The sequence below is a fragment of the Curtobacterium sp. BNK-1 genome (assembly GCF_048685235.1).
In the GTDB taxonomy this organism is placed as follows: domain Bacteria; phylum Pseudomonadota; class Gammaproteobacteria; order Enterobacterales; family Enterobacteriaceae; genus Pantoea; species Pantoea agglomerans.
The window spans coordinates 1,128,966-1,147,847 of record NZ_JBLQTJ010000001.1; the positions used below are offsets into that span (position 1 = coordinate 1,128,966).

14 protein-coding genes are annotated in these 18,882 nt (G+C 56.1%); 7 read left to right on the top strand and 7 right to left on the bottom strand.

Going from position 1 to position 18,882, the window contains the following annotated elements; translation table 11 throughout:
* Nucleotides 1-122 precede the first annotated feature (122 nt).
* Nucleotides 123-1,022, bottom strand: a complete 900-nt coding sequence (locus ACMGGP_RS05415) for a LysO family transporter (protein ID WP_010254448.1) — start codon at nt 1,020-1,022, stop codon at nt 123-125.
* A 132-nt stretch (nt 1,023-1,154) separates the two neighbouring features.
* On the opposite strand from ACMGGP_RS05415, the gene ACMGGP_RS05420 reads away from it, so the two are divergent.
* Nucleotides 1,155-2,792, top strand: coding sequence for a DUF2813 domain-containing protein (locus tag ACMGGP_RS05420; RefSeq protein ID WP_498798247.1), 1,638 nt, complete (start codon nt 1,155-1,157; stop codon nt 2,790-2,792).
* 73 nt (nt 2,793-2,865) lie between these two features.
* Here the strand turns inward: ACMGGP_RS05420 and cspD are convergent, their stop codons facing one another.
* Nucleotides 2,866-3,087 (bottom strand): cold shock-like protein CspD, encoded by a 222-nt coding sequence (gene cspD, locus ACMGGP_RS05425; RefSeq protein WP_010254451.1) that lies wholly within the window; start codon nt 3,085-3,087, stop codon nt 2,866-2,868.
* Nucleotides 3,088-3,403: 316 nt separating this feature from the next.
* On the opposite strand from cspD, the gene clpS reads away from it, so the two are divergent.
* Together clpS and clpA are read left to right on the top strand one after the other, a co-directional pair.
* A complete protein-coding gene (clpS, locus tag ACMGGP_RS05430) occupies nt 3,404-3,724 on the top strand; it encodes an ATP-dependent Clp protease adapter ClpS (RefSeq protein ID WP_010254453.1) in 321 nt (106 codons plus the stop codon).
* A 52-nt stretch (nt 3,725-3,776) separates the two neighbouring features.
* Nucleotides 3,777-6,053 carry an ATP-dependent Clp protease ATP-binding subunit ClpA gene (gene clpA, locus ACMGGP_RS05435; protein ID WP_010254457.1) on the top strand — a complete coding sequence of 759 codons (2,277 nt, stop codon included), beginning with the start codon at nt 3,777-3,779 and terminating at the stop codon, nt 6,051-6,053.
* 86 nt (nt 6,054-6,139) lie between these two features.
* Here clpA and infA read toward each other — a convergent pair whose 3' ends face one another.
* From infA to trxB, 5 genes are all read right to left on the bottom strand, one after another.
* Nucleotides 6,140-6,358: a translation initiation factor IF-1 gene (gene infA / locus ACMGGP_RS05440; protein WP_002211347.1), complete on the bottom strand. Its 219-nt coding sequence runs from the start codon at nt 6,356-6,358 to the stop codon at nt 6,140-6,142.
* Between the two features lie 345 nt (nt 6,359-6,703).
* Entirely contained in the window at nt 6,704-7,366 is a 663-nt protein-coding gene (gene aat / locus ACMGGP_RS05445) for a leucyl/phenylalanyl-tRNA--protein transferase (protein WP_498798248.1), read from the bottom strand.
* A 63-nt stretch (nt 7,367-7,429) separates the two neighbouring features.
* On the bottom strand, nt 7,430-9,160 hold the full coding sequence (gene cydC / locus ACMGGP_RS05450; RefSeq protein WP_498798249.1) for a heme ABC transporter ATP-binding protein/permease CydC: 1,731 nt from the start codon (nt 9,158-9,160) through the stop codon (nt 7,430-7,432).
* Nucleotides 9,160-10,929: a heme ABC transporter permease/ATP-binding protein CydD gene (gene cydD / locus ACMGGP_RS05455; protein ID WP_010254926.1), complete on the bottom strand. Its 1,770-nt coding sequence runs from the start codon at nt 10,927-10,929 to the stop codon at nt 9,160-9,162. Before cydD ends, cydC begins: the two co-directional genes overlap by 1 nt.
* A gap of 143 nt (nt 10,930-11,072) precedes the next feature.
* Nucleotides 11,073-12,041: a thioredoxin-disulfide reductase gene (trxB, locus tag ACMGGP_RS05460; protein ID WP_003849329.1), complete on the bottom strand. Its 969-nt coding sequence runs from the start codon at nt 12,039-12,041 to the stop codon at nt 11,073-11,075.
* A gap of 520 nt (nt 12,042-12,561) precedes the next feature.
* Between trxB and lrp the strand changes: the two genes are divergently transcribed.
* The 4 genes from lrp to ACMGGP_RS05480 all read left to right on the top strand — a co-directional run bounded on the left by lrp (nt 12,562) and on the right by ACMGGP_RS05480 (nt 18,857).
* The gene (gene lrp, locus ACMGGP_RS05465; protein WP_006118610.1) at nt 12,562-13,056 is read left to right on the top strand and encodes a leucine-responsive transcriptional regulator Lrp; all 495 of its coding nucleotides are present in this window, start codon (nt 12,562-12,564) and stop codon (nt 13,054-13,056) included.
* 118 nt (nt 13,057-13,174) lie between these two features.
* Complete coding sequence (locus ACMGGP_RS05470; RefSeq protein WP_498798250.1) at nt 13,175-16,717, top strand: DNA translocase FtsK 4TM domain-containing protein; 3,543 nt, start codon at nt 13,175-13,177, stop codon at nt 16,715-16,717.
* Nucleotides 16,718-16,894: 177 nt separating this feature from the next.
* Nucleotides 16,895-17,506: an outer membrane lipoprotein periplasmic chaperone LolA gene (gene lolA / locus ACMGGP_RS05475; protein ID WP_003849334.1), complete on the top strand. Its 612-nt coding sequence runs from the start codon at nt 16,895-16,897 to the stop codon at nt 17,504-17,506.
* 7 nt (nt 17,507-17,513) lie between these two features.
* Complete coding sequence (locus ACMGGP_RS05480; RefSeq protein ID WP_323169915.1) at nt 17,514-18,857, top strand: replication-associated recombination protein A; 1,344 nt, start codon at nt 17,514-17,516, stop codon at nt 18,855-18,857.
* The last annotated feature ends 25 nt before the right edge of the window (nt 18,858-18,882 follow it).

Consider the following 18,882-nt stretch of genomic DNA (forward strand, 5'->3'; position numbering starts at 1 on the left):
CCTTTGTCGGCCCGCCCTGAAGAGTGACGTGACCAGAACCGAAAAAAGAAGCGTAGACGACACGGCAGAAAAGCAGGCGTGAAAAAATGCGCTGGCAGAGCTCAGCGCATATCAGACAGGATTCAGGCGGAGAAGAGGGCGATAAGAATCGGGGCCAGCAGGCTCATCACAAAGCCGTGCACAATGGCGGCCGGGACGATCTCATTGCCGCCCGCCCGTTGCAGCACCGGCAGGGTAAAGTCCATTGAGGTGGCGCCACACAGGCCCAGTGCGCTGGAGCGATGACGGCCAATCAACGCCGGAATGAGCATGATTGCCACCAGTTCACGTATCAGGTCGTTGAAGAAGGCGGCGCTGCCGATGACCGGACCAAAAGCTTCGGTCATCAGAATGCCGGAGAGAGAGTACCAGCCAAAACCGCTGGCTAACGCCAGACCGGTTTTCAGCGGCACGCCCAGCAGCAACGCCGCAATCATGCCGCCGATAAGCGCGCTGACCAGCACTACGCTGGCAACCAGCAGGCCACGACGGTTCAGGATAATCTGACGCAGCGTCATGCCGCTGCCGCGCAGCTGAATGCCAACCAGAAACAGCAGGAAGATCAGCGCATATTCGCTGGCCGTCGAGGCGTGTTGCAGCAGTGGCCACTGGGTCAGGCCAAGCAGAAAACCGATGACAACCACGCCGCATAGCTTCAGAGAGTCCAGCGCCATATGCAGCCGCGAGGGCAGTTTCTCCTGCCGGTGTGCATGCTGCCAGGGGGCATATTTTTCCAGCCCGCGCAGCGCCAGCAGGTTGCACAGCAGAATGCAGAAGGCCGCTACCAGCGCGGTGTGAAATACCGCCAGCAGATTGCTGCTCAGGTTGTCGAGAAAGGCCAGGCTGATGCCCATAAAGAACAGAATGACGTAAACCATCCAGCCCAGCAGCTGATTGACCCGGCGCAGGGTTGAAGTTTGACGGAACGGTAGCAGCCAGCCGGCGATCAGCGGCAGAAGAATAATCAGGAGTCCGGAGTACATAGCGATAAGGGCCATCCATGGTAGAAGAGGCCACACGCTAGCGAAAAAGCGTAACGGAGTAAACCCTGAGAAAGCGGCTTGACCGGCTCGCTAGCGGCAACCATGCTGTTTATAAACTGAGGATGGACGCCTATGATTCTGGAACATATCGACATTCGCGGTTTCCGCGGCATCAATAAGCTCTCACTGCCTTTAACCCAGACCAATCTGCTGATTGGTGAGAACGCCTGGGGCAAGTCCAGTCTGCTGGATGCCCTGAGCCTGTTACTTTCGCCCCATGAACCGGCCTATGTTTTTACCGAGGCTGATTTCCATTTCACCCCAGGCGATGTGACCGATGCGATGCGCCGTCTGTCGGTGGTGTTCCACTTTCGCGATGACGGCAACGACCCGGATGCGTTGCTCTCGACCTTCTGGCAGCGTGATGCTCAGGGCCAGCGTCAGCTCTGTTACAGCGTCAGCGCCACCTGGCGTGACAGCGGTATCGAAACCCGCCGCCGTTTTGTTGACCTGAACTATCAGCTGTTGCCTGAGCAGAACTGCGCGGCGGCCATCGATCTTTTGCTGAAACGGTATCCGGTTCTGCGATTGCGCGATGCGCGTTTCAGTAAGCGGACGCGGAGTAGTGCGCCGCTCCCCACCGCACATCCTGAGCTACTGGCGGGTATGGAGACGCTGGCGCGCGATCTGGAGCACCATCCGCAACAGCTCAGCGATGAGGTGCTGCGGCAGGGGCTGAAGACGATGCAGCAACTGATGCAGCACTACTTCCTGGTGCAGCCGCCTGATGCGGGCAACGAGGTCAGGCTACGGGATCCGCAGACGCGCGAGGGGGGACAGGGATGGCGGGCGCTGGATCACCTGAATCAGCTGATTGCCGGAACCGACTCCCGCAGCCGTCAGCTGATACTGCTGCAGATGTTTACCCTACTGATTGAGGCACGAGGAGACGTCCCGCTGGCCGCCGGTGCACGCCCGCTGCTGCTGATTGAAGATCCGGAAACCCGGCTGCATCCGATTATGCTGTCGGTAGCATGGAATCTGCTGAGGCTGCTGCCGCTGCAAAAAATCGCCACCACTAATTCGCCGGAGCTGCTGTCGCAGGTGCCGGTGGAAAACGTCTGTCGTCTGGTGCGTGGACCCTCGCGCGTAGCGGCCTGGCGCATCGGTCCGGAGGGACTGAGTGCCGAAGAGAGTCGGCGCATCGGCTTCCATATTCGGGTCAACCGGCCTGCTGCGCTGTTCGCCCGTTGCTGGCTGCTGGTGGAGGGAGAAACCGAAGTCTGGATCATGAATGAGCTGGCGCAGCAGTGCTGTTACAACTTCGCTGCTGAAGGCGTGAAGGTGATTGAGTTTGCGCAGTCGGGGTTAAAACCGCTACTGAAGTTTGCCCGGCGCATGGGTATCGCCTGGCATGTCCTGACTGACGGTGATCAGGCGGGGAATAAATATGCCAGTACGGCACGCACTCAGTTACAGCCGGGTGAACCGGAGCCGCGTTTTCTGACGCAATTACCGGCGCTGGATATGGAAAATTTTCTCTATCAGCACGGCTTTCAGGATGTCTATCATCAGATGGCGCACCTGCCGTTAAACGTTCCGATGAGTTCCAGGCGTATTATTACTAAAGCGATTCACCAGAGCTCCAAGCCGGAACTGGCGATCGCAGTGGCTACGTCGGCGGCGGAACGCGGGCCAGAGGCCATCCCGGCATTGATGCGGCAGATGTTTGCCCGGGTGATTGGACTGGCGCAGGGCCAGGCAGATTAGGTGACATCGAACAGGAAAATGCCAGCGGCACTGGCTGGCATTTTTGGGTCTTTGTTCAGAAAGGCGATATGTGTCAGGCCACAGCCTGCACCTCGACCGGCACGATCAGGCTGGCGTGATTGCCTTTCGGGCCTTCGTGGACATCGAACTGAACCTGCTGGCCTGCCTTAAGCGTGCGGTAGCCTTCCATCTGAATGGTGGAGTAGTGCGCAAAAATATCTTCGCCACCGCCAATCGGACAGATAAAGCCAAAGCCTTTGGAATTGTTGAACCATTTAACTGTGCCCGTCTCCATGCTTTTACTTCCCTCGCAAGACATTTTATAAGTAGGTGAGGTCATCGAAGCTGTGAGTCGGATTTGATTAAAACTCAATCAGCCTGTGCAGCTAGAATGTAGAGAAAGCGCGGCTGACGTCAAGCAAACCACCGGGCCAGGTGGGGAAAAAATCATCAAAATTTGAGGCAGTTAACGCTATTGCAAATTTTGTGATGCAGGTCGCGCAGGAGAATTTCTGAATAAATTTTCAGCAGCGGCATGCGGCTTGACAGGCATGTTAAACTCTCAATATGTAGCTACTTAAAGGCTAAAAGCAAAATCTCAACGGAACACTATGGCAAACGCAAACGACTGGCTTAACTTTGAACATCTGGCCGACGATAAAGTACGTGAAGGGTTAAAGCCGCCTTCTATGTATAAAGTCATTCTGAATAATGACGATTATACACCTATGGAATTTGTTATTGACGTTGTACAAAAGTTCTTTTCTTATGATGTTGAACGTGCAACGCAGCTGATGTTGAAAGTTCACTATCACGGCAAGGCGATCTGTGGTGTATTTACTGCAGAAGTCGCCGAAACAAAAGCGGCCCAGGTGAACAACTATGCACGGGAAAATCATCATCCGTTGCTGTGTACGCTGGAAAAGGCCTGAACCCGTCTCCATATAGGAAACAGGTAAGGGCGATAATTGGGGGAGGTGCCTAATGCTCAATCAAGAACTGGAACTCAGTTTAAATATGGCTTTCGCCAGAGCGCGTGAGCACCGTCATGAGTTTATGACCGTCGAGCATCTGTTACTGGCGTTGCTCAGTAACCCGTCGGCCAGAGAGGCACTGGAAGCCTGTACGGTGGACATTGTGGCTCTGCGGCAGGAACTCGAAGCCTTCATCGAACAAACCACGCCCGTGCTGCCTGCCAGCGAAGAGGAGCGTGATACACAACCCACGCTTAGCTTCCAGCGCGTCCTGCAGCGTGCGGTTTTCCATGTCCAGTCATCCGGTCGCAGCGAAGTCTCCGGTGCGAATGTGCTGGTCGCCATTTTCAGCGAGCAGGAGTCGCAAGCGGCTTATCTGCTACGCAAACATGAAGTGAGCCGCCTTGACGTGGTGAACTTCATCTCTCACGGTACGCGTAAAGATGAGTCCGGCCAGGCGCCAGGCGCAGAAAATCCGGTTAACGAAGAGCAAGCAGGCGGGGAGGAGCGTATGGAAAACTTCACCACCAATCTTAATCAGCTTGCTCGCGTCGGTGGTATTGATCCACTGATTGGTCGCGATAAAGAGCTGGAACGTACCGTTCAGGTGCTATGTCGTCGCCGTAAAAATAACCCGCTGCTGGTGGGTGAGTCGGGTGTGGGTAAAACCGCCATTGCTGAAGGTCTCGCCTGGCGCATAGAGCAGGGCGATGTACCGGAAGTGATGAAAGACTGCACGATCTACTCGCTGGATATCGGTTCGTTATTAGCCGGCACCAAGTACCGTGGTGACTTTGAAAAACGTTTCAAAGCGCTGCTGAAGCAGCTGGAGCAGGACGAACACAGCATTCTGTTTATCGATGAGATCCATACCATCATCGGTGCGGGTGCTGCATCCGGCGGCCAGGTCGATGCTGCGAACCTGATCAAACCTCTTCTTTCCTCTGGCAAGATTCGGGTGATGGGTTCTACCACCTATCAGGAATTCAGCAACATCTTTGAAAAAGATCGTGCCCTGGCGCGTCGCTTCCAGAAGATCGATATCACGGAGCCTTCACCAGAAGAGACCGTGCAGATTCTGAATGGCCTGAAGACCAAGTACGAAGCGCATCACGATGTGCGCTATACCGCGAAAGCGGTGCGCGCAGCGGTGGAACTGGCGGTGAAATATATCAACGACCGTCATCTGCCTGACAAGGCGATTGATGTGATTGATGAAGCGGGTGCGCGAGCGCGCCTGATGCCAGCCAGTAAGCGCAAGAAAACCATCAACGTCTCTGACATTGAAACGGTGGTGGCCCGTATTGCCCGTATTCCTGAGCAAAGCGTGTCAGCAAGCGACCGCGATACGCTGAAAAATCTGGGCGATCGTCTGAAGATGCTGGTGTTTGGCCAGGACAATGCGATTGAGGCGCTGACGGAAGCGATCAAAATGAGCCGTGCAGGTCTGGGTCAGGATCGTAAGCCAGTCGGTTCCTTCCTGTTTGCCGGGCCTACCGGTGTCGGTAAAACGGAAGTCACCGTGCAGCTGGCGAAAGCGCTGGGCATTGAGCTGCTGCGCTTTGATATGTCCGAGTATATGGAGCGTCACACCGTCAGCCGTTTGATTGGTGCGCCTCCGGGTTACGTCGGTTTTGATCAGGGCGGCCTGCTGACGGATGCGGTGATTAAGCATCCTCATGCGGTGGTGTTGCTGGATGAGATTGAGAAAGCACACCCGGATGTCTTCAACCTGCTGCTGCAGGTGATGGATAACGGTATGCTGACCGACAACAACGGTCGCAAAGCGGACTTCCGCAATGTGGTGCTGGTCATGACCACTAACGCCGGTGTCCGCGAGACTGAACGTAAGTCGATTGGCCTGATTCATCAGGACAACAGCACCGATGCCATGGAAGAGATCAAAAAGATGTTTTCTCCAGAGTTTCGTAACCGTCTCGACAACATTATCTGGTTCAGTCACCTGTCACCAGAGGTGATCCATCAGGTGGTCGACAAGTTCATTGTCGAGTTGCAGGCGCAGCTGGATGCCAAAGGCGTGTCGCTGGAAGTCAGCGATGAAGCACGCGACTGGCTTGCTGAGAAAGGCTACGACAAAGCGATGGGCGCTCGTCCGATGGCGCGCACCGTGCAGGACAGCCTGAAGAAACCGTTAGCCAATGAACTGCTGTTTGGTTCGCTGGTGGATGGCGGCTCGGTGTCAGTGGCGCTGGATCGTGAGAAAGGTGAACTGACCTATCACTTCCTGAGTGCTGAAAAACGCAAAACCGAAGGCACGGTGCATTAATCACCTGCTGCAGATATGAAAAAGGCCGGATTAAAATCCGGCCTTTTTTTTCGCTGCAAATTGCAGAGCGATGAGATTACTGCAAATTAGCGACTACGGAAGACAATGCGGCCTTTGCTCAGGTCGTACGGGGTCAGCTCAACGGTCACTTTGTCACCCGTCAGGATACGGATGTAGTTTTTGCGCATTTTACCGGAGATATGAGCAGTAACCACGTGTCCGTTCTCAAGTTCTACGCGGAACATGGTGTTAGGTAACGTATCCAGTACGGTACCTTGCATTTCAATATTGTCTTCTTTGGCCATCGAATCCTCTGGGTGTACTACCTTTCAGTTGAACCGGCAAGATAATGCCCAATTCAACGATTTATGTAAAGAACCGTCGGCGATTTTGCCAACGCTTTGCCGGGGTGCACGTCAGTCGCGCGCATCCGGTAAAATTAGGGTGTTTATGTGACGTCTGCGGGGGATTAGCGGGCTAAGAATCTGTATCAACCGGTTACACGCGCACGATTGAAAACAGTTCCGAGAGTGCGTTGAGATTCCCAGCCTGGCAATTCCGGCTCGTTATTGCGAAGCGCGGACGACATACCAAACTCGACCATTATACCACTTAATACGCCTTTATGTGTGCAAAACATCTCTGTGCGACTAAAAAAGGGTTTGTGTCTGCCAGCAGCCATCGCTGACAGGCTGGCACGCAAGGCTTTGTACATATTGCAGATAGTCTGCGCGCGGGATCTCCTGCGCGCCCAAAGAGGCCGTATGAGGGTTAAGTACCTGACAATCCACCAGACGGCCCTGATGTCTGAGGAAATGCTGACAAAATACCCAAAGTGCGGTTTTGGACGCATTCTGCTGACGGCTGAACATTGATTCGCCGCAGAAGATTTGCCCCATCGCCAGCCCATACATGCCACCTGCCAGCTGATGTTCGTCCCATACTTCAATGGAGTGGGCGTGGCCCAGTTCATACAATCGCAACCAGGCGCGCTTCATTTCAAAGGTGATCCAGGTGCCTTCCTCACGACCGGTGGCACAGCCCTCGATCACCTCGGCAAATGACTCATTCATCGTCACCCGATAGGGCGAACGGCTGTGGAAACGCTTCATGCTCCGGCTGAGATGAAACTGCTCAGGCAATAGCACTGCACGGGGATCGGGCGACCACCACAGAATCGGGTCGCCGGAAGAAAACCACGGAAAGATGCCGCGCTGATAAGCGTTAAGTAACCGGGCAGGGGAGAGATCACCCCCCATGGCCAGCAGGCCGTTTGGCTCACGCAGCGCCATCTCCGGTGGAGGAAATTGCAAAGATTCCCGTGACAGTTGTACCAGTCTCATCGCGTTTTGTTACCTATCAGCATTTCGCTAAGACTATAGCGCAATCCGCTGTCGGAAACGCCAGTACCGACCCGCTTTTGAGATTAATTCGGCATGACTTCCCTGTTCCACAATCACGCCATTATCCATCACGCAGATGCGATCCATCTGCTCCAGGCCGCTGAGCCGGTGCGTGACCATTATTACGGTCTTGCCTGCGGTCAGCCGCTGCAGCAGGGTGAGGATATGCTGCTCGGTTGTGGCATCCAGTCCTTCGGTGGGTTCATCCAGCAGCCAGAGATCGCCGTTATGCAGTAACGCACGCGCCAGCGCCAGCCGACGCAGTTCGCCGCCTGACAGCGGGCGACCGCCTTCTCCCATCCAGGCGTTTAATTCTTCCGGGCTCTCAAGCAGGCGCTGCAGGCCGACGTCATTCAGCACGCGGCGTAACTGCTCATCAGTAGCATCGGGACAGGCCAGCAGTAGGTTATCACGCAGGCTCTGACTGAAGAGATGAACCCGCTGAGTCACCACGCTGATGCGCTGACGCAGCGCTGGCTCTGACCATGCGGTGATCGGCAGGTCATTCAGGCTGATGACACCGTGCTGGCTATCCCAGCCACGGGTTAACAGCGCCAGCAGAGTCGATTTGCCGCAGCCGGTCGGCCCCAGCAGTGCAATGTGTTCACCGGCTGCCACCTTAAGGGTAAAGCGGTTCAGCACCTTATCCGGGCGGTCGGGATAGCTGAAGTCGAGCTGATCGATATCGACTGCGAGACGTCCTGGCCGGGCATCTGAATCTGCCGGAAAGGTGATAGCGGGTGACTGATCGATAATGTCATTGACCCGCTGAGCGGCATTTATCACCTGTGACATGGGCAGAAAGGCCCCCGCAACTGGTGCCAGCGCCTCGAAAGCAGCCAGCGCGCAAAACACCACCAGGGCAATCAGCGAGCCGGGCAACTGCTGCTGGCTGATTGTCGCCGCACTGAGCCAGAGCAACAGTGTGACGGTTACGCCGCTGATCAGCAGCAGCAGGCTCTGTGCCGCAGCCTGCAAGCGCTGTTGCTGGCTCTGAGCCTGCTGCCAGCGCTGTTCATCTTCATCAAGTTGCTGACGCCAGCCCTGCGAGGCACCGTACAGGGTGAGTTCAGCCTGAGCCGCCAGCCACTGCATCAGCTGTAAGCGCCAGCGGGCGCGTCCACGGGCAATCGCGCCGCCTGCGGGCGATCCCAGACGGTAAAACAGCGCTGGCATCACCACCAGCGTACTCAGCATGATGCCGCCCAGCGTCAGTGCCAGCTGAACATCGATGAAGCTCATTCCGAGGGTAACCACGACAATCACCACCAGTGCGCCGATCAGCGGCGAGATGACGCGCAGATAGAGGTGATCCAGCGTATCGACATCGGCCACGAAGCGGTTGAGCAGGTCCGCCTGCCGGAACCGCAAAAGCTGGCCTGGCGAAAGGGCCATCAGGCGGCTGAAGGTGTGGACACGCAGATGCTGAAGAACCCTGAATGTTGCATCGTGGCTGACCAGCCGTTCAGCATAGCGTGCGGCAGTGCGAATGATGGCGGCGCCACGTACGCCTGCCGCAGGCAGCATATAGTTGAAGGTATAGAGACCGGCTACGCCTGCCACTGACGAGGCGGCCAGAAACCAGCCTGAAAGCGTCAGCAGGCCGATGCTGGCCAGCAGGGTAACAATCGCCAGCACGATGCCCAGCACCAGGCGATAAGGGTGGCGCAGCCAGAGACGAAGAAAAGGACGCAAGGCGGACATCAGCGAATCTCCTGTTGACGATGCTTCAGCATCTCACTGAAAGCACCCGGCTGTTGCGACAGCTGCTGCCAGTTACCCTGTTGCACCAGCTTACCGGCTTCCATTACCCAGAGGGTCTGCCAGTGACTTAGCGTATCAATCTGATGGGTTATCATCAGCGTGGTCTGGCGGGCTGCCGCCTGGTTCAGCGCCAGCATCACATGACGTTCACTGAGCGCATCCAGGCTGGCTGCGGGTTCATCGAGCAGCAAAAAATGCGAGGATTTATAGAGTGCGCGCGCGACCGCGACCCGCTGCGCCTGACCCACCGACAGCTGATTACCGCCATCGCCTGGCAGGGTGTCAATGCCCTGGGGCAGCCGAGGCAGGAACTCATTAATGCCGCACGACTCCAGCAGCGCCGCAAAACGCTCGTCATCCCAGGCCGCATTCATCACGATATTGTCGCGCAAGGTGGCGGCCGGTAACTGAGGATTCTGTCCTACCCAACTGAGCTGCTGATGCCAGTCACTCCGTCGTATATCGCGAAGTTCAACGCCATTCGCTTTCAGCGAACCCTGATAAGGCAGAAAACCGAGCAGGGCGTTCATCAGGGCCGTTTTACCGGCCCCGCTTTGACCGACCAGCGCAATCTGTTCGCCAGGGACGACAGTAAAAGAGAGCGGGCCGCACAACACCTGACCATCAGGCGCACAGACACGCAGATCTTCGGCGGTAAGTGCGATTGAGCGATCGGCAGTGAAGGGCAACTGGCCTTCCTGCGGCGCGGTGGCAGGCGTCGCCTGCATAAAGGCTTCAAGGGCATCGGCACCGCCTACAGCCTGGGCTTTGGCGTGATAGAAAGCGCCGAGATCGCGCAGCGGCTGGAAAAACTCCGGGGCGAGGATCAGCACCAGAAAGCCGGCAAACAGCGTCACGCCCTGGCCGTAATCACCAAAATGCAATTCGCCCAGATAGGAGAAACCAAAGTAGACGGCCACCACGGCAATCGCCAGCGAGGCAAAAAACTCCAGCACGGCAGAGGAGAGAAAGGCTAAGCGCAGCACTTCCATGGTGCGCTGGCGAAAATCGGTGGTGGCGGCGGCAACCGCCTGCTGCTCCGCTGCGCCACGATGAAACAGCCGCAGCGTCTCTCTGCCGCGCAGGCGGTCGAGAAAGTTACCGCTCAGGCGGGCCAGCACCAGGAAGTTCCGGCGGTTGGCCTCGGCCGCACCCATCCCGACCAGCGCCATAAACAGCGGAATCAGTGGCGCGGTGGCAAACAGGATCAGACCCGCCGTCCAGTTGAGCGGAAAAATAGTCAGCAGAATGCAGCAGGGGATCAGCACCGCCAGGGTCATCTGCGGCAGATAGCGCGCGTAATACTCCTGCATCTCTTCGATCTGCTCCAGCAGCAGCGTCGCCCAGCTGCCGGCTGGCTTTCCCTGAATCCACGCCGGCCCCAGATCAGACAATCGGTCTAATACCTGCTGACGTAAAGCCTGACGGATAGCCTGTCCGGCACGATAACCGGTCAGTTCACGGGCATAGTTAATCAGGGCGCGGAGCACAAAGCAGAGCAGTAACAGCAGGATGCTGACAGTCAGGGATTCACGCGGCTGCTGGTCAACAATCAGAGCCTGCAGCAGCGAGGCCAGTAAACCCGCCTGAGCAATGATCAGAAGTGCACTTGCCATGCCCAGCAGGGTGTTGAGTCGCAACCAGCGACCGGCGAAATGACGTTGCTGACGAAGCCAGCGGGTAAGATGCTGCTGCCGCGATTTGTCCATGCGAGACCATGATGAATGTCGATGACGGGTGAAAATGGAAAGACATTTCCATCTCTTCAGGCGCAAGAATCTAGCATGAGAGCAATAAAAAAGGCGACGGAAAAACCGTCGCCTGGAACATTTGAGATCAGAGGGTTAACAACTTACTGATCGTTTTTAACCAGTCCGTCAAGAAAGCGCTCAGCGTCTAACGCGGCCATACAGCCGGTGCCCGCAGAGGTGATCGCCTGACGATAGATATGGTCCATCACATCGCCTGCCGCAAAGACGCCAGGGATGCTGGTCTGAGTGGCGTTGCCGTGCAGACCTGACTGAACTTTGATGTAACCGTTCTCCAGCGCCAGCTGACCCTCAAAAATGGCCGTATTCGGGCTGTGTCCGATAGCAACAAAAAGACCCGCCACCTCCAGCGCTTCTGTCTCATCACTGTTCTGGGTAGAACGCAGTGTCAGACCAGTGACACCCATCTGATCGCCCACCACTTCTTCCAGCGTGCGATGGGTGTGCAGCACGATATTGCCATTGCGCACTTTTTCCATCAGGCGGTCGATCAGGATCTTCTCTGCGCGGAAGCTGTCACGACGGTGAATAAGGTGCACTTCAGCCGCAATATTCGCCAGGTAGAGCGCCTCTTCCACAGCCGTGTTGCCACCGCCAATCACCGCGACTTTCTGGTTGCGATAGAAGAAGCCGTCACAGGTTGCACAGGCAGAGACGCCTTTGCCTTTGAAGGCCTCTTCGGAAGGCAGACCGAGGTAGCGCGCTGACGCACCGGTGGCGATGATCAGGGCATCTGCCGTGTATTCGCCGCTGTCACCCGTAAGGCGGAACGGACGGTTCTGCAAATCGACGGTGTGAATGTGATCGAAAATGATCTCAGTATTAAATTTTTCGGCATGCTCATGCATCCGCTCCATCAGCGATGGACCTGTCAGATCGTGCGGGTCGCCCGGCCAGTTCTCTACCTCGGTGGTAGTGGTCAGCTGTCCGCCTTTTTCCAGACCCGTGATCAGTACCGGGTTCAGGTTGGCGCGTGCAGCATAAACGGCTGCGGTATAACCCGCTGGGCCGGAGCCCAGAATGAGTAACTTACTGTGTTTGGCCGTACTCATGCGTTCCTCAGTTTCATTCGGCTGACATAGCCTGCGATTGTAGGGAATATCCGGCGACAATGACAAGGCTTAGGCAATTTTGTTAACGATAGCTGCAAACGGCGTAGACGATGAGCGACGGTTTTGCCTGGCCAATGCGCCAAAAGGGGGCAAAACTCGGGTTAGAGGGGGGCAATAGTGGAAAAATAGTCATTTAAAAACAGATACCCAGCGAACTGTCTGGCATCTTGTCCTGAATTTGGTGATTTTACTTTGACAATCGCCTGCGCTTTTGCGAAAACATTATCAGAAGCGAATAACATTTATCGGAACAAAACAGGTTTTCATCGCCCGTTTTGCACGTAACGCCGAATAAAAGCAGCCTGATATGGATAATGACGCATGATGTGGACAGACAACATGCGTCATATCGATAGGTGTCAGAACACAGGCTCTGTTAGCTCACTTCAGAAATGCCCCGAACAATGAGCGTTTTCAGGGCGTGGCAGGTAAAGGGAAGGAATTAAGAGAGACAATAATAATGGTAGACAATAAGAAACGCCCCGGGAAAGACCTCGACAGAATTGACAGGAACATTCTGAATGAACTTCAGAAAGATGGTCGCATTTCAAACGTAGAGCTTTCCAAACGCGTAGGCTTATCGCCTACGCCATGTCTTGAGCGCGTGCGTCGTCTCGAACGTCAGGGATTTATTCTTGGCTACACCGCGCAGTTGAACCCGCACTATCTGGATGCGTCGCTGCTGGTGTTCGTTGAGATTACTCTGAATCGTGGTGCACCGGATGTGTTTGAGCAATTTAACGCCGCTGTGCAAAAACTTGAGGAAACTCAAGAGTGTCACCTCGTTTCCGGCGATTTCGACTACCTGCTGAAAACGCGCGTACCTGATATGTCAGCCTACCGTAAGCTGCTGGGTGAAACCCTGTTGCGCCTGCCGGGCGTAAACGACACGCGTACGTATGTGGTGATGGAAGAGGTTAAACAGAGCAATCGACTGGTGATCAAAACTCGCTGATGCGGGGCAGGTGCAAAACCTGTGAGATTTCGGTACACTCCTGTGCATTCATACAGGATCAGCGTCGGGCTCGCCCGGCGCTGTTGCTTCTTACTTTACAGGCACCTGGAGAGTCCTCTTGAGCCAGGAATATACAGAAGATAAAGACGTTTCGTTACAATCGATGAGCAGTGGACGTCGTCTGCTGGAAGCGATGCTCATTCTGGTGGCGCTGTTTGCCATCTACCTGATGGTTTCTCTGGTCAGTTTTAACCCTTCCGACCCGAGCTGGTCGCAAACGGCCTGGCATGAACCTATCCATAATATCGGCGGCAGCGTCGGTGCCTGGCTGGCTGACACCTTACTCTTCATCTTTGGTGTGATGGCGTATGCCATTCCGCCCGTCATCCTGGGACTGTGCTGGATTGCTTTCCGTCAGCGCGACAGCCAGGACTACTTTGACTACTTTGCCGTCGGGCTGCGCTTAATTGGCGTCCTCGCGCTGGTGGTGACGACCTGTGGTATGGCGGCGCTGAATGCCGATGATATCTGGTACTTTGCCTCGGGCGGCGTGATCGGCAGCCTGGTCAGTAATGCTATTGCACCCTGGTTCAGTCCGGCTGGCGGCACGCTGATGCTGCTCTGCGTCTGGGCGGCGGGCATTACCCTTTACACCGGCTGGTCATGGCTCACCATTGCAGAAAGAATTGGTGGCGTAGTCATGGGCGTACTGACGTTTGCCAGCAACCGCTCTCGTCACGATGAACCCTGGCAGGAAGAGGATGACGAACGGGACGCGCGTGAATACGCGGATGTGCCTGAGCTTCATGCCGCCGATCAGGATGATGATGTGCTGCTTTCTGCCCCACGTGCAGCTGCTGAGCCTGCGGCGTCACAGCAGGATCCGCTGCTGGCTAAAGCTGCAGCAGCCACCAGTGCGGCAGTCGCGGCCACCGCTGAAGCCGCCGAGGTGACCCTCGCCCCTGCAGCCACGGTGACGCCAGCATCTGTCGCTGCACCTGCTGCTGCGGTTACAGCTTCGGCGCCTGCCGCGTCAGCGACATCCATCCCTGCATCGCCGTCTGCACAACCTGCGCCTGCGTACGCACAGAGCGCGCCAGCTCCGCAGAGTGTGGCGAATTCCCCGGCGCAGAGTGCTTCTGCACCCGCAGACTCACCACCGCTTTATCACTTTGAAATGCCAGACGACGCTCCGGCTACGCCGTCGTTCAGTGCTTACGACGATGATGAACCTAAAATGGGTAACTGGCGGGATACGTCAGCCATCCCTGCGGCATCGGCGGCAGCGGCATCCGCTGCAACGGCAGCCCAGGCAACAACGCGTACTGCGCCTGTTTTTGATTTAGCCCCTGAAACCAATCTCAATCCGCAGGTTAAACAAGGTATCGGCCCGGCACTGCCGCGTCCTAACCCGGTAAAACTGCCAACCCGTCGTGAGCTGGCCTCTTATGGCATTAAGCTGCCTTCTCAGCGCATGGCAGAAGAGAAAGCGAAAACTGAAGAGACCGAACCGGTTAGTGCTGGCTCCGTTTCCTCTGCTCCGGATGCTGAAGAGGCGCTGCAGCAGGCTGAACTGCGACAGGCTTTCCAGTCTGAACAGCAGCAGCGTTACGGCACCAGCTGGCAGCAGGACGAGGAAGATGAACAGGATGCACAGCAGCAGGATGCACTGGCGCGTCAGTTCGCCGAGCAGCAACAGCAGCGCTATGAGCCAGAAGTGAAAAAAGAGCCGGTATTAAATATTGATACCGCCTCAGCGTTTGATTTTTCACCGATGAAAGATCTGGTGGATGACGGTCCTTCTGAACCGCTGTTTACCATTGCGGCGACGCCAGAACCTGAAGCCCCAGCGGTTTCACACGAACCCTGGCAGCAGGTGAGTGAGGTTTCAAGACCTCAGGCTCCGGCTCATGTTCCTGCACCAGCCAGCTTTGCTCCGGCAGAGCCTGCCTATAGCGCCCCGGCAGCACCGTCTGAACCTGACTATGCTGCGCCTGCGGCAACCTCTGCGCCCGCTTATGGTACCCCTGCGGCTTCTCAGGCTCCGGCGTACGCTGCGCCTGCCTATGGCACGCCAGCGGCAGCGCCGCTTCAGCCGGTGGAAGAGGCGAAACCTTCACTGCATGACAGCCTGATTCATCCTTTCCTGATGCGCCATGAGCAGCCGCTGGAGAAACCTTCCACGCCACTGCCTTCGCTGGATCTGCTGACCGCACCGCCTGAAGAGGAAGAACCGGTTGATATGTTCTCGCTGGAGCAGACTGCCCGTCTGGTGGAGTCGCGCTTAGGCGATTATCGCGTCAAAGCGGAGGTGGTCGGTATCTCGCCTGGCCCGGTTATTACCCGTTTTGAACTCGACCTGGCACCGGGCGTGAAAGCGGCGCGTATCTCCAACCTGTCCCGCGATCTGGCGCGTTCGCTGTCGACGGTAGCGGTTCGTGTGGTGGAAGTGATCCCAGGCAAACCTTACGTAGGTCTGGAACTGCCAAACAAGCATCGTCAGACCGTCTATCTGCGTGAAGTGCTGGATTGCCCTAAATTCCGCGACAACCCTTCACCGCTGGCCGTCGTGCTGGGCAAAGACATTGCCGGTCAGCCGGTGGTGGCCGATCTGGCGAAAATGCCACACTTACTGGTCGCCGGTACCACCGGTTCCGGTAAGTCTGTGGGCGTGAACGCCATGATTATCAGCATGCTGTATAAGGCGACGCCGGAAGAAGTTCGCTTCATCATGATCGACCCGAAAATGCTTGAGCTGTCGGTCTATGAAGGTATTCCACATCTGCTGACCGAAGTGGTTACAGACATGAAGGATGCTGCCAATGCGCTGCGCTGGAGCGTCGGTGAAATGGAGCGTCGCTACAAGCTGATGTCGGCGCTGGGCGTGCGTAATCTGGCGGGCTACAACGAAAAAGTGGAACAGGCCGAAGCGATGGGTCGTCCGATTCCCGATCCGTTCTGGAAGCCGGGCGACAGCATGGATATGACGCCGCCGGTTCTGGAGAAGCTGCCTTATATTGTTGTGATGGTCGATGAGTTTGCTGACCTGATCATGGCAGTCGGTAAAAAGGTGGAAGAGCTGATTGCCCGCCTGGCACAGAAAGCCCGTGCTGCCGGTATCCATCTGGTACTGGCGACACAGCGTCCATCTGTGGATGTCATTACCGGTCTGATCAAAGCGAACATTCCGACGCGTATCGCCTTTACCGTTTCCAGCAAAATTGATTCACGTACCATTCTCGATCAGGGCGGCGCGGAGTCATTGCTGGGTATGGGTGACATGCTCTACATGCCGCCGAACTCCTCGCTGCCGATTCGTGTTCACGGTGCATTTGTTCGTGACCAGGAAGTGCATGCAGTGGTTCAGGACTGGAAAGCGCGTGGTCGTCCGCAATATATCGACAGCATTACGGCGGGCGAAGAGAGCGAAAATGCCGGTGGCATCGACAGTGATGAAGAGCTCGATCCGCTGTTCGATCAGGCGGTCGGATTTGTGGTTGATAAGCGCCGTGCTTCGATTTCAGGCGTTCAGCGTCAGTTCCGCATCGGCTATAACCGCGCGGCACGTATCATTGAACAGATGGAAGCGCAGGGCATCGTTTCTGCACCAGGACACAATGGTAACCGTGAAGTGCTGTCGCCGCCGCCACACGATATGTAGTGGCTAAATGTTTTGAAACACAACGCAATGAGCCAGTTCCGACTGGCTCATTGTTTTTATGCGGTTAAACCCCATATCTGAATCAGCTTTCGGTTTTTTCCTCTGTTCTGATGGCGGAACGGCGGCCAGGCTTAATGCAGTTATCGATGGGAACGTTTAAATAAGGAATTGAAGCAGATGAAATTACGCGTAATCGCTCTGGGCCTGTTGGCCACCTTTTCTTCAGCCAGCGTTCTGGCTGATGCTTCCAGTGATCTGCAACAGCGCCTGAACAAGGTCAGCAGCTTCCACGCCAGCTTCACCCAAAAAGTGACCGACAGCAGCGGCGCGAATGTGCAGGACGGCGAAGGCGAATTGTGGGTAAAACGTCCCAGCCTGTTTAACTGGCACATGACCGCGCCGGACGAAAGCATCATCATCTCCGACGGTAAATCGCTGTGGTTCTACAACCCGTTTGTTGAGCAGGCGACAGTCAGCCTGTTGCAGAATGCGACCAGCAACACGCCCTTTATGCTGATTGCCCGCAACCAGTCAAATGACTGGAAGCAGTACAATATCAAACAGCAGGGTGACAATTTTGAACTGACACCTAAGAACAGCGACGGCAACCTGAAACAGTTCACCATCCAGGTGACGTCCAGCGGGACCATCAACCGCTTCAGTGCTATCGAGCAGGATGGCCAGCGCAGCGATTACCAGCTGAAAAGCCAGCAGAATGGCGCTATCAGCCCGGATAAATTCACGTTCACACCGCCAAAAGGCGTGACGGTGGACGACCAACGTCAGTGAGGTCACGGTGAGTAACCTGTCCCTGGATTTTTCCACCGAAAATTTCAAACCTCTGGCCGCGCGTATGCGGCCAGAAACATTGAAACAGTACATTGGTCAGCAACATCTGCTGGGCGCAGGCAAACCTCTGCCGCGCGCGATTGAAGCAGGGCACCTGCATTCAATGATCCTGTGGGGACCTCCCGGGACCGGCAAGACCACGCTGGCTGAGATCATTGCCCATTACGGTAACGCCGATGTGGAACGTATTTCGGCCGTCACCTCCGGCGTAAAAGAGATCCGTGAGGCGATTGAGCGGGCCCGTCAGAATAAACATGCCGGGCGGCGCACGATCCTGTTTGTGGACGAGGTCCATCGGTTCAACAAGAGCCAGCAGGATGCCTTTCTGCCCCATATCGAAGATGGCACCATTACCTTTATTGGTGCGACCACCGAAAACCCCTCTTTTGAACTTAACTCTGCGTTGTTGTCACGCGCCCGCGTTTACCTGCTGAAATCACTGACTCTGGAAGATATTGAGCAGGTGCTGGATCAGGCGATGCAGGATAAAGCGCGAGGCTATGGGGACAGTGACATCGTGCTGCCGGACAACACACGCAGGATGATCGCTGAACTGGTTAATGGTGATGCACGTCGGGCGCTGAACACGCTGGAGATGATGGCTGATATGGCCGAAATCACCGCATCAGGTCAGCGAGAACTGACGCCGCAGCTGCTTAACGAAGTCTCTGGTGAGCGATCCGCGCGGTTTGATAATAAAGGCGATCGTTTTTACGATCTGATTTCTGCACTGCACAAATCGGTACGCGGCTCCGCACCGGATGCGGCGCTCTACTGGTATGCGCGCATTATCACTGCGGGCGGCGATCCGCTCTATGTGGCTCGTCGGTTGCTGGCAATCGCCTCCGAAGATGTCGGCAACGCCGATCCGCGCGGTATGCAGGTGGCGATTGCGGCCTGGGATTGCTTCACGCGCGTCGGTCCGGCAGAAGGGGAGCGCGCGATTGCCCAGGCCATTGTTTATCTGGCTTGCGCGCCTAAAAGTAATGCGGTCTACAACGCGTTTAAAGCCGCAATGCGTGATGCACGCGACCATCCCGATTACGATGTGCCGGAACATCTGCGCAATGCCCCGACTAAGCTGATGAAAGAGATGGGCCTGGGTAAAGAGTACCGTTATGCCCATGATGAAACCAACGCCTATGCCGCGGGTGAAGTCTATTTTCCGCAGGAACTGGCCAGCTCGCGCTATTACACCCCAACCCAGCGCGGGCTTGAAGGCAAGATTGGTGAAAAGCTAAGCTGGCTGGCTGAGCAGGATCAAAATAGCCCGACAAAACGCTACCGCTGAAACAGACGTTACGGTAATGTGGGCA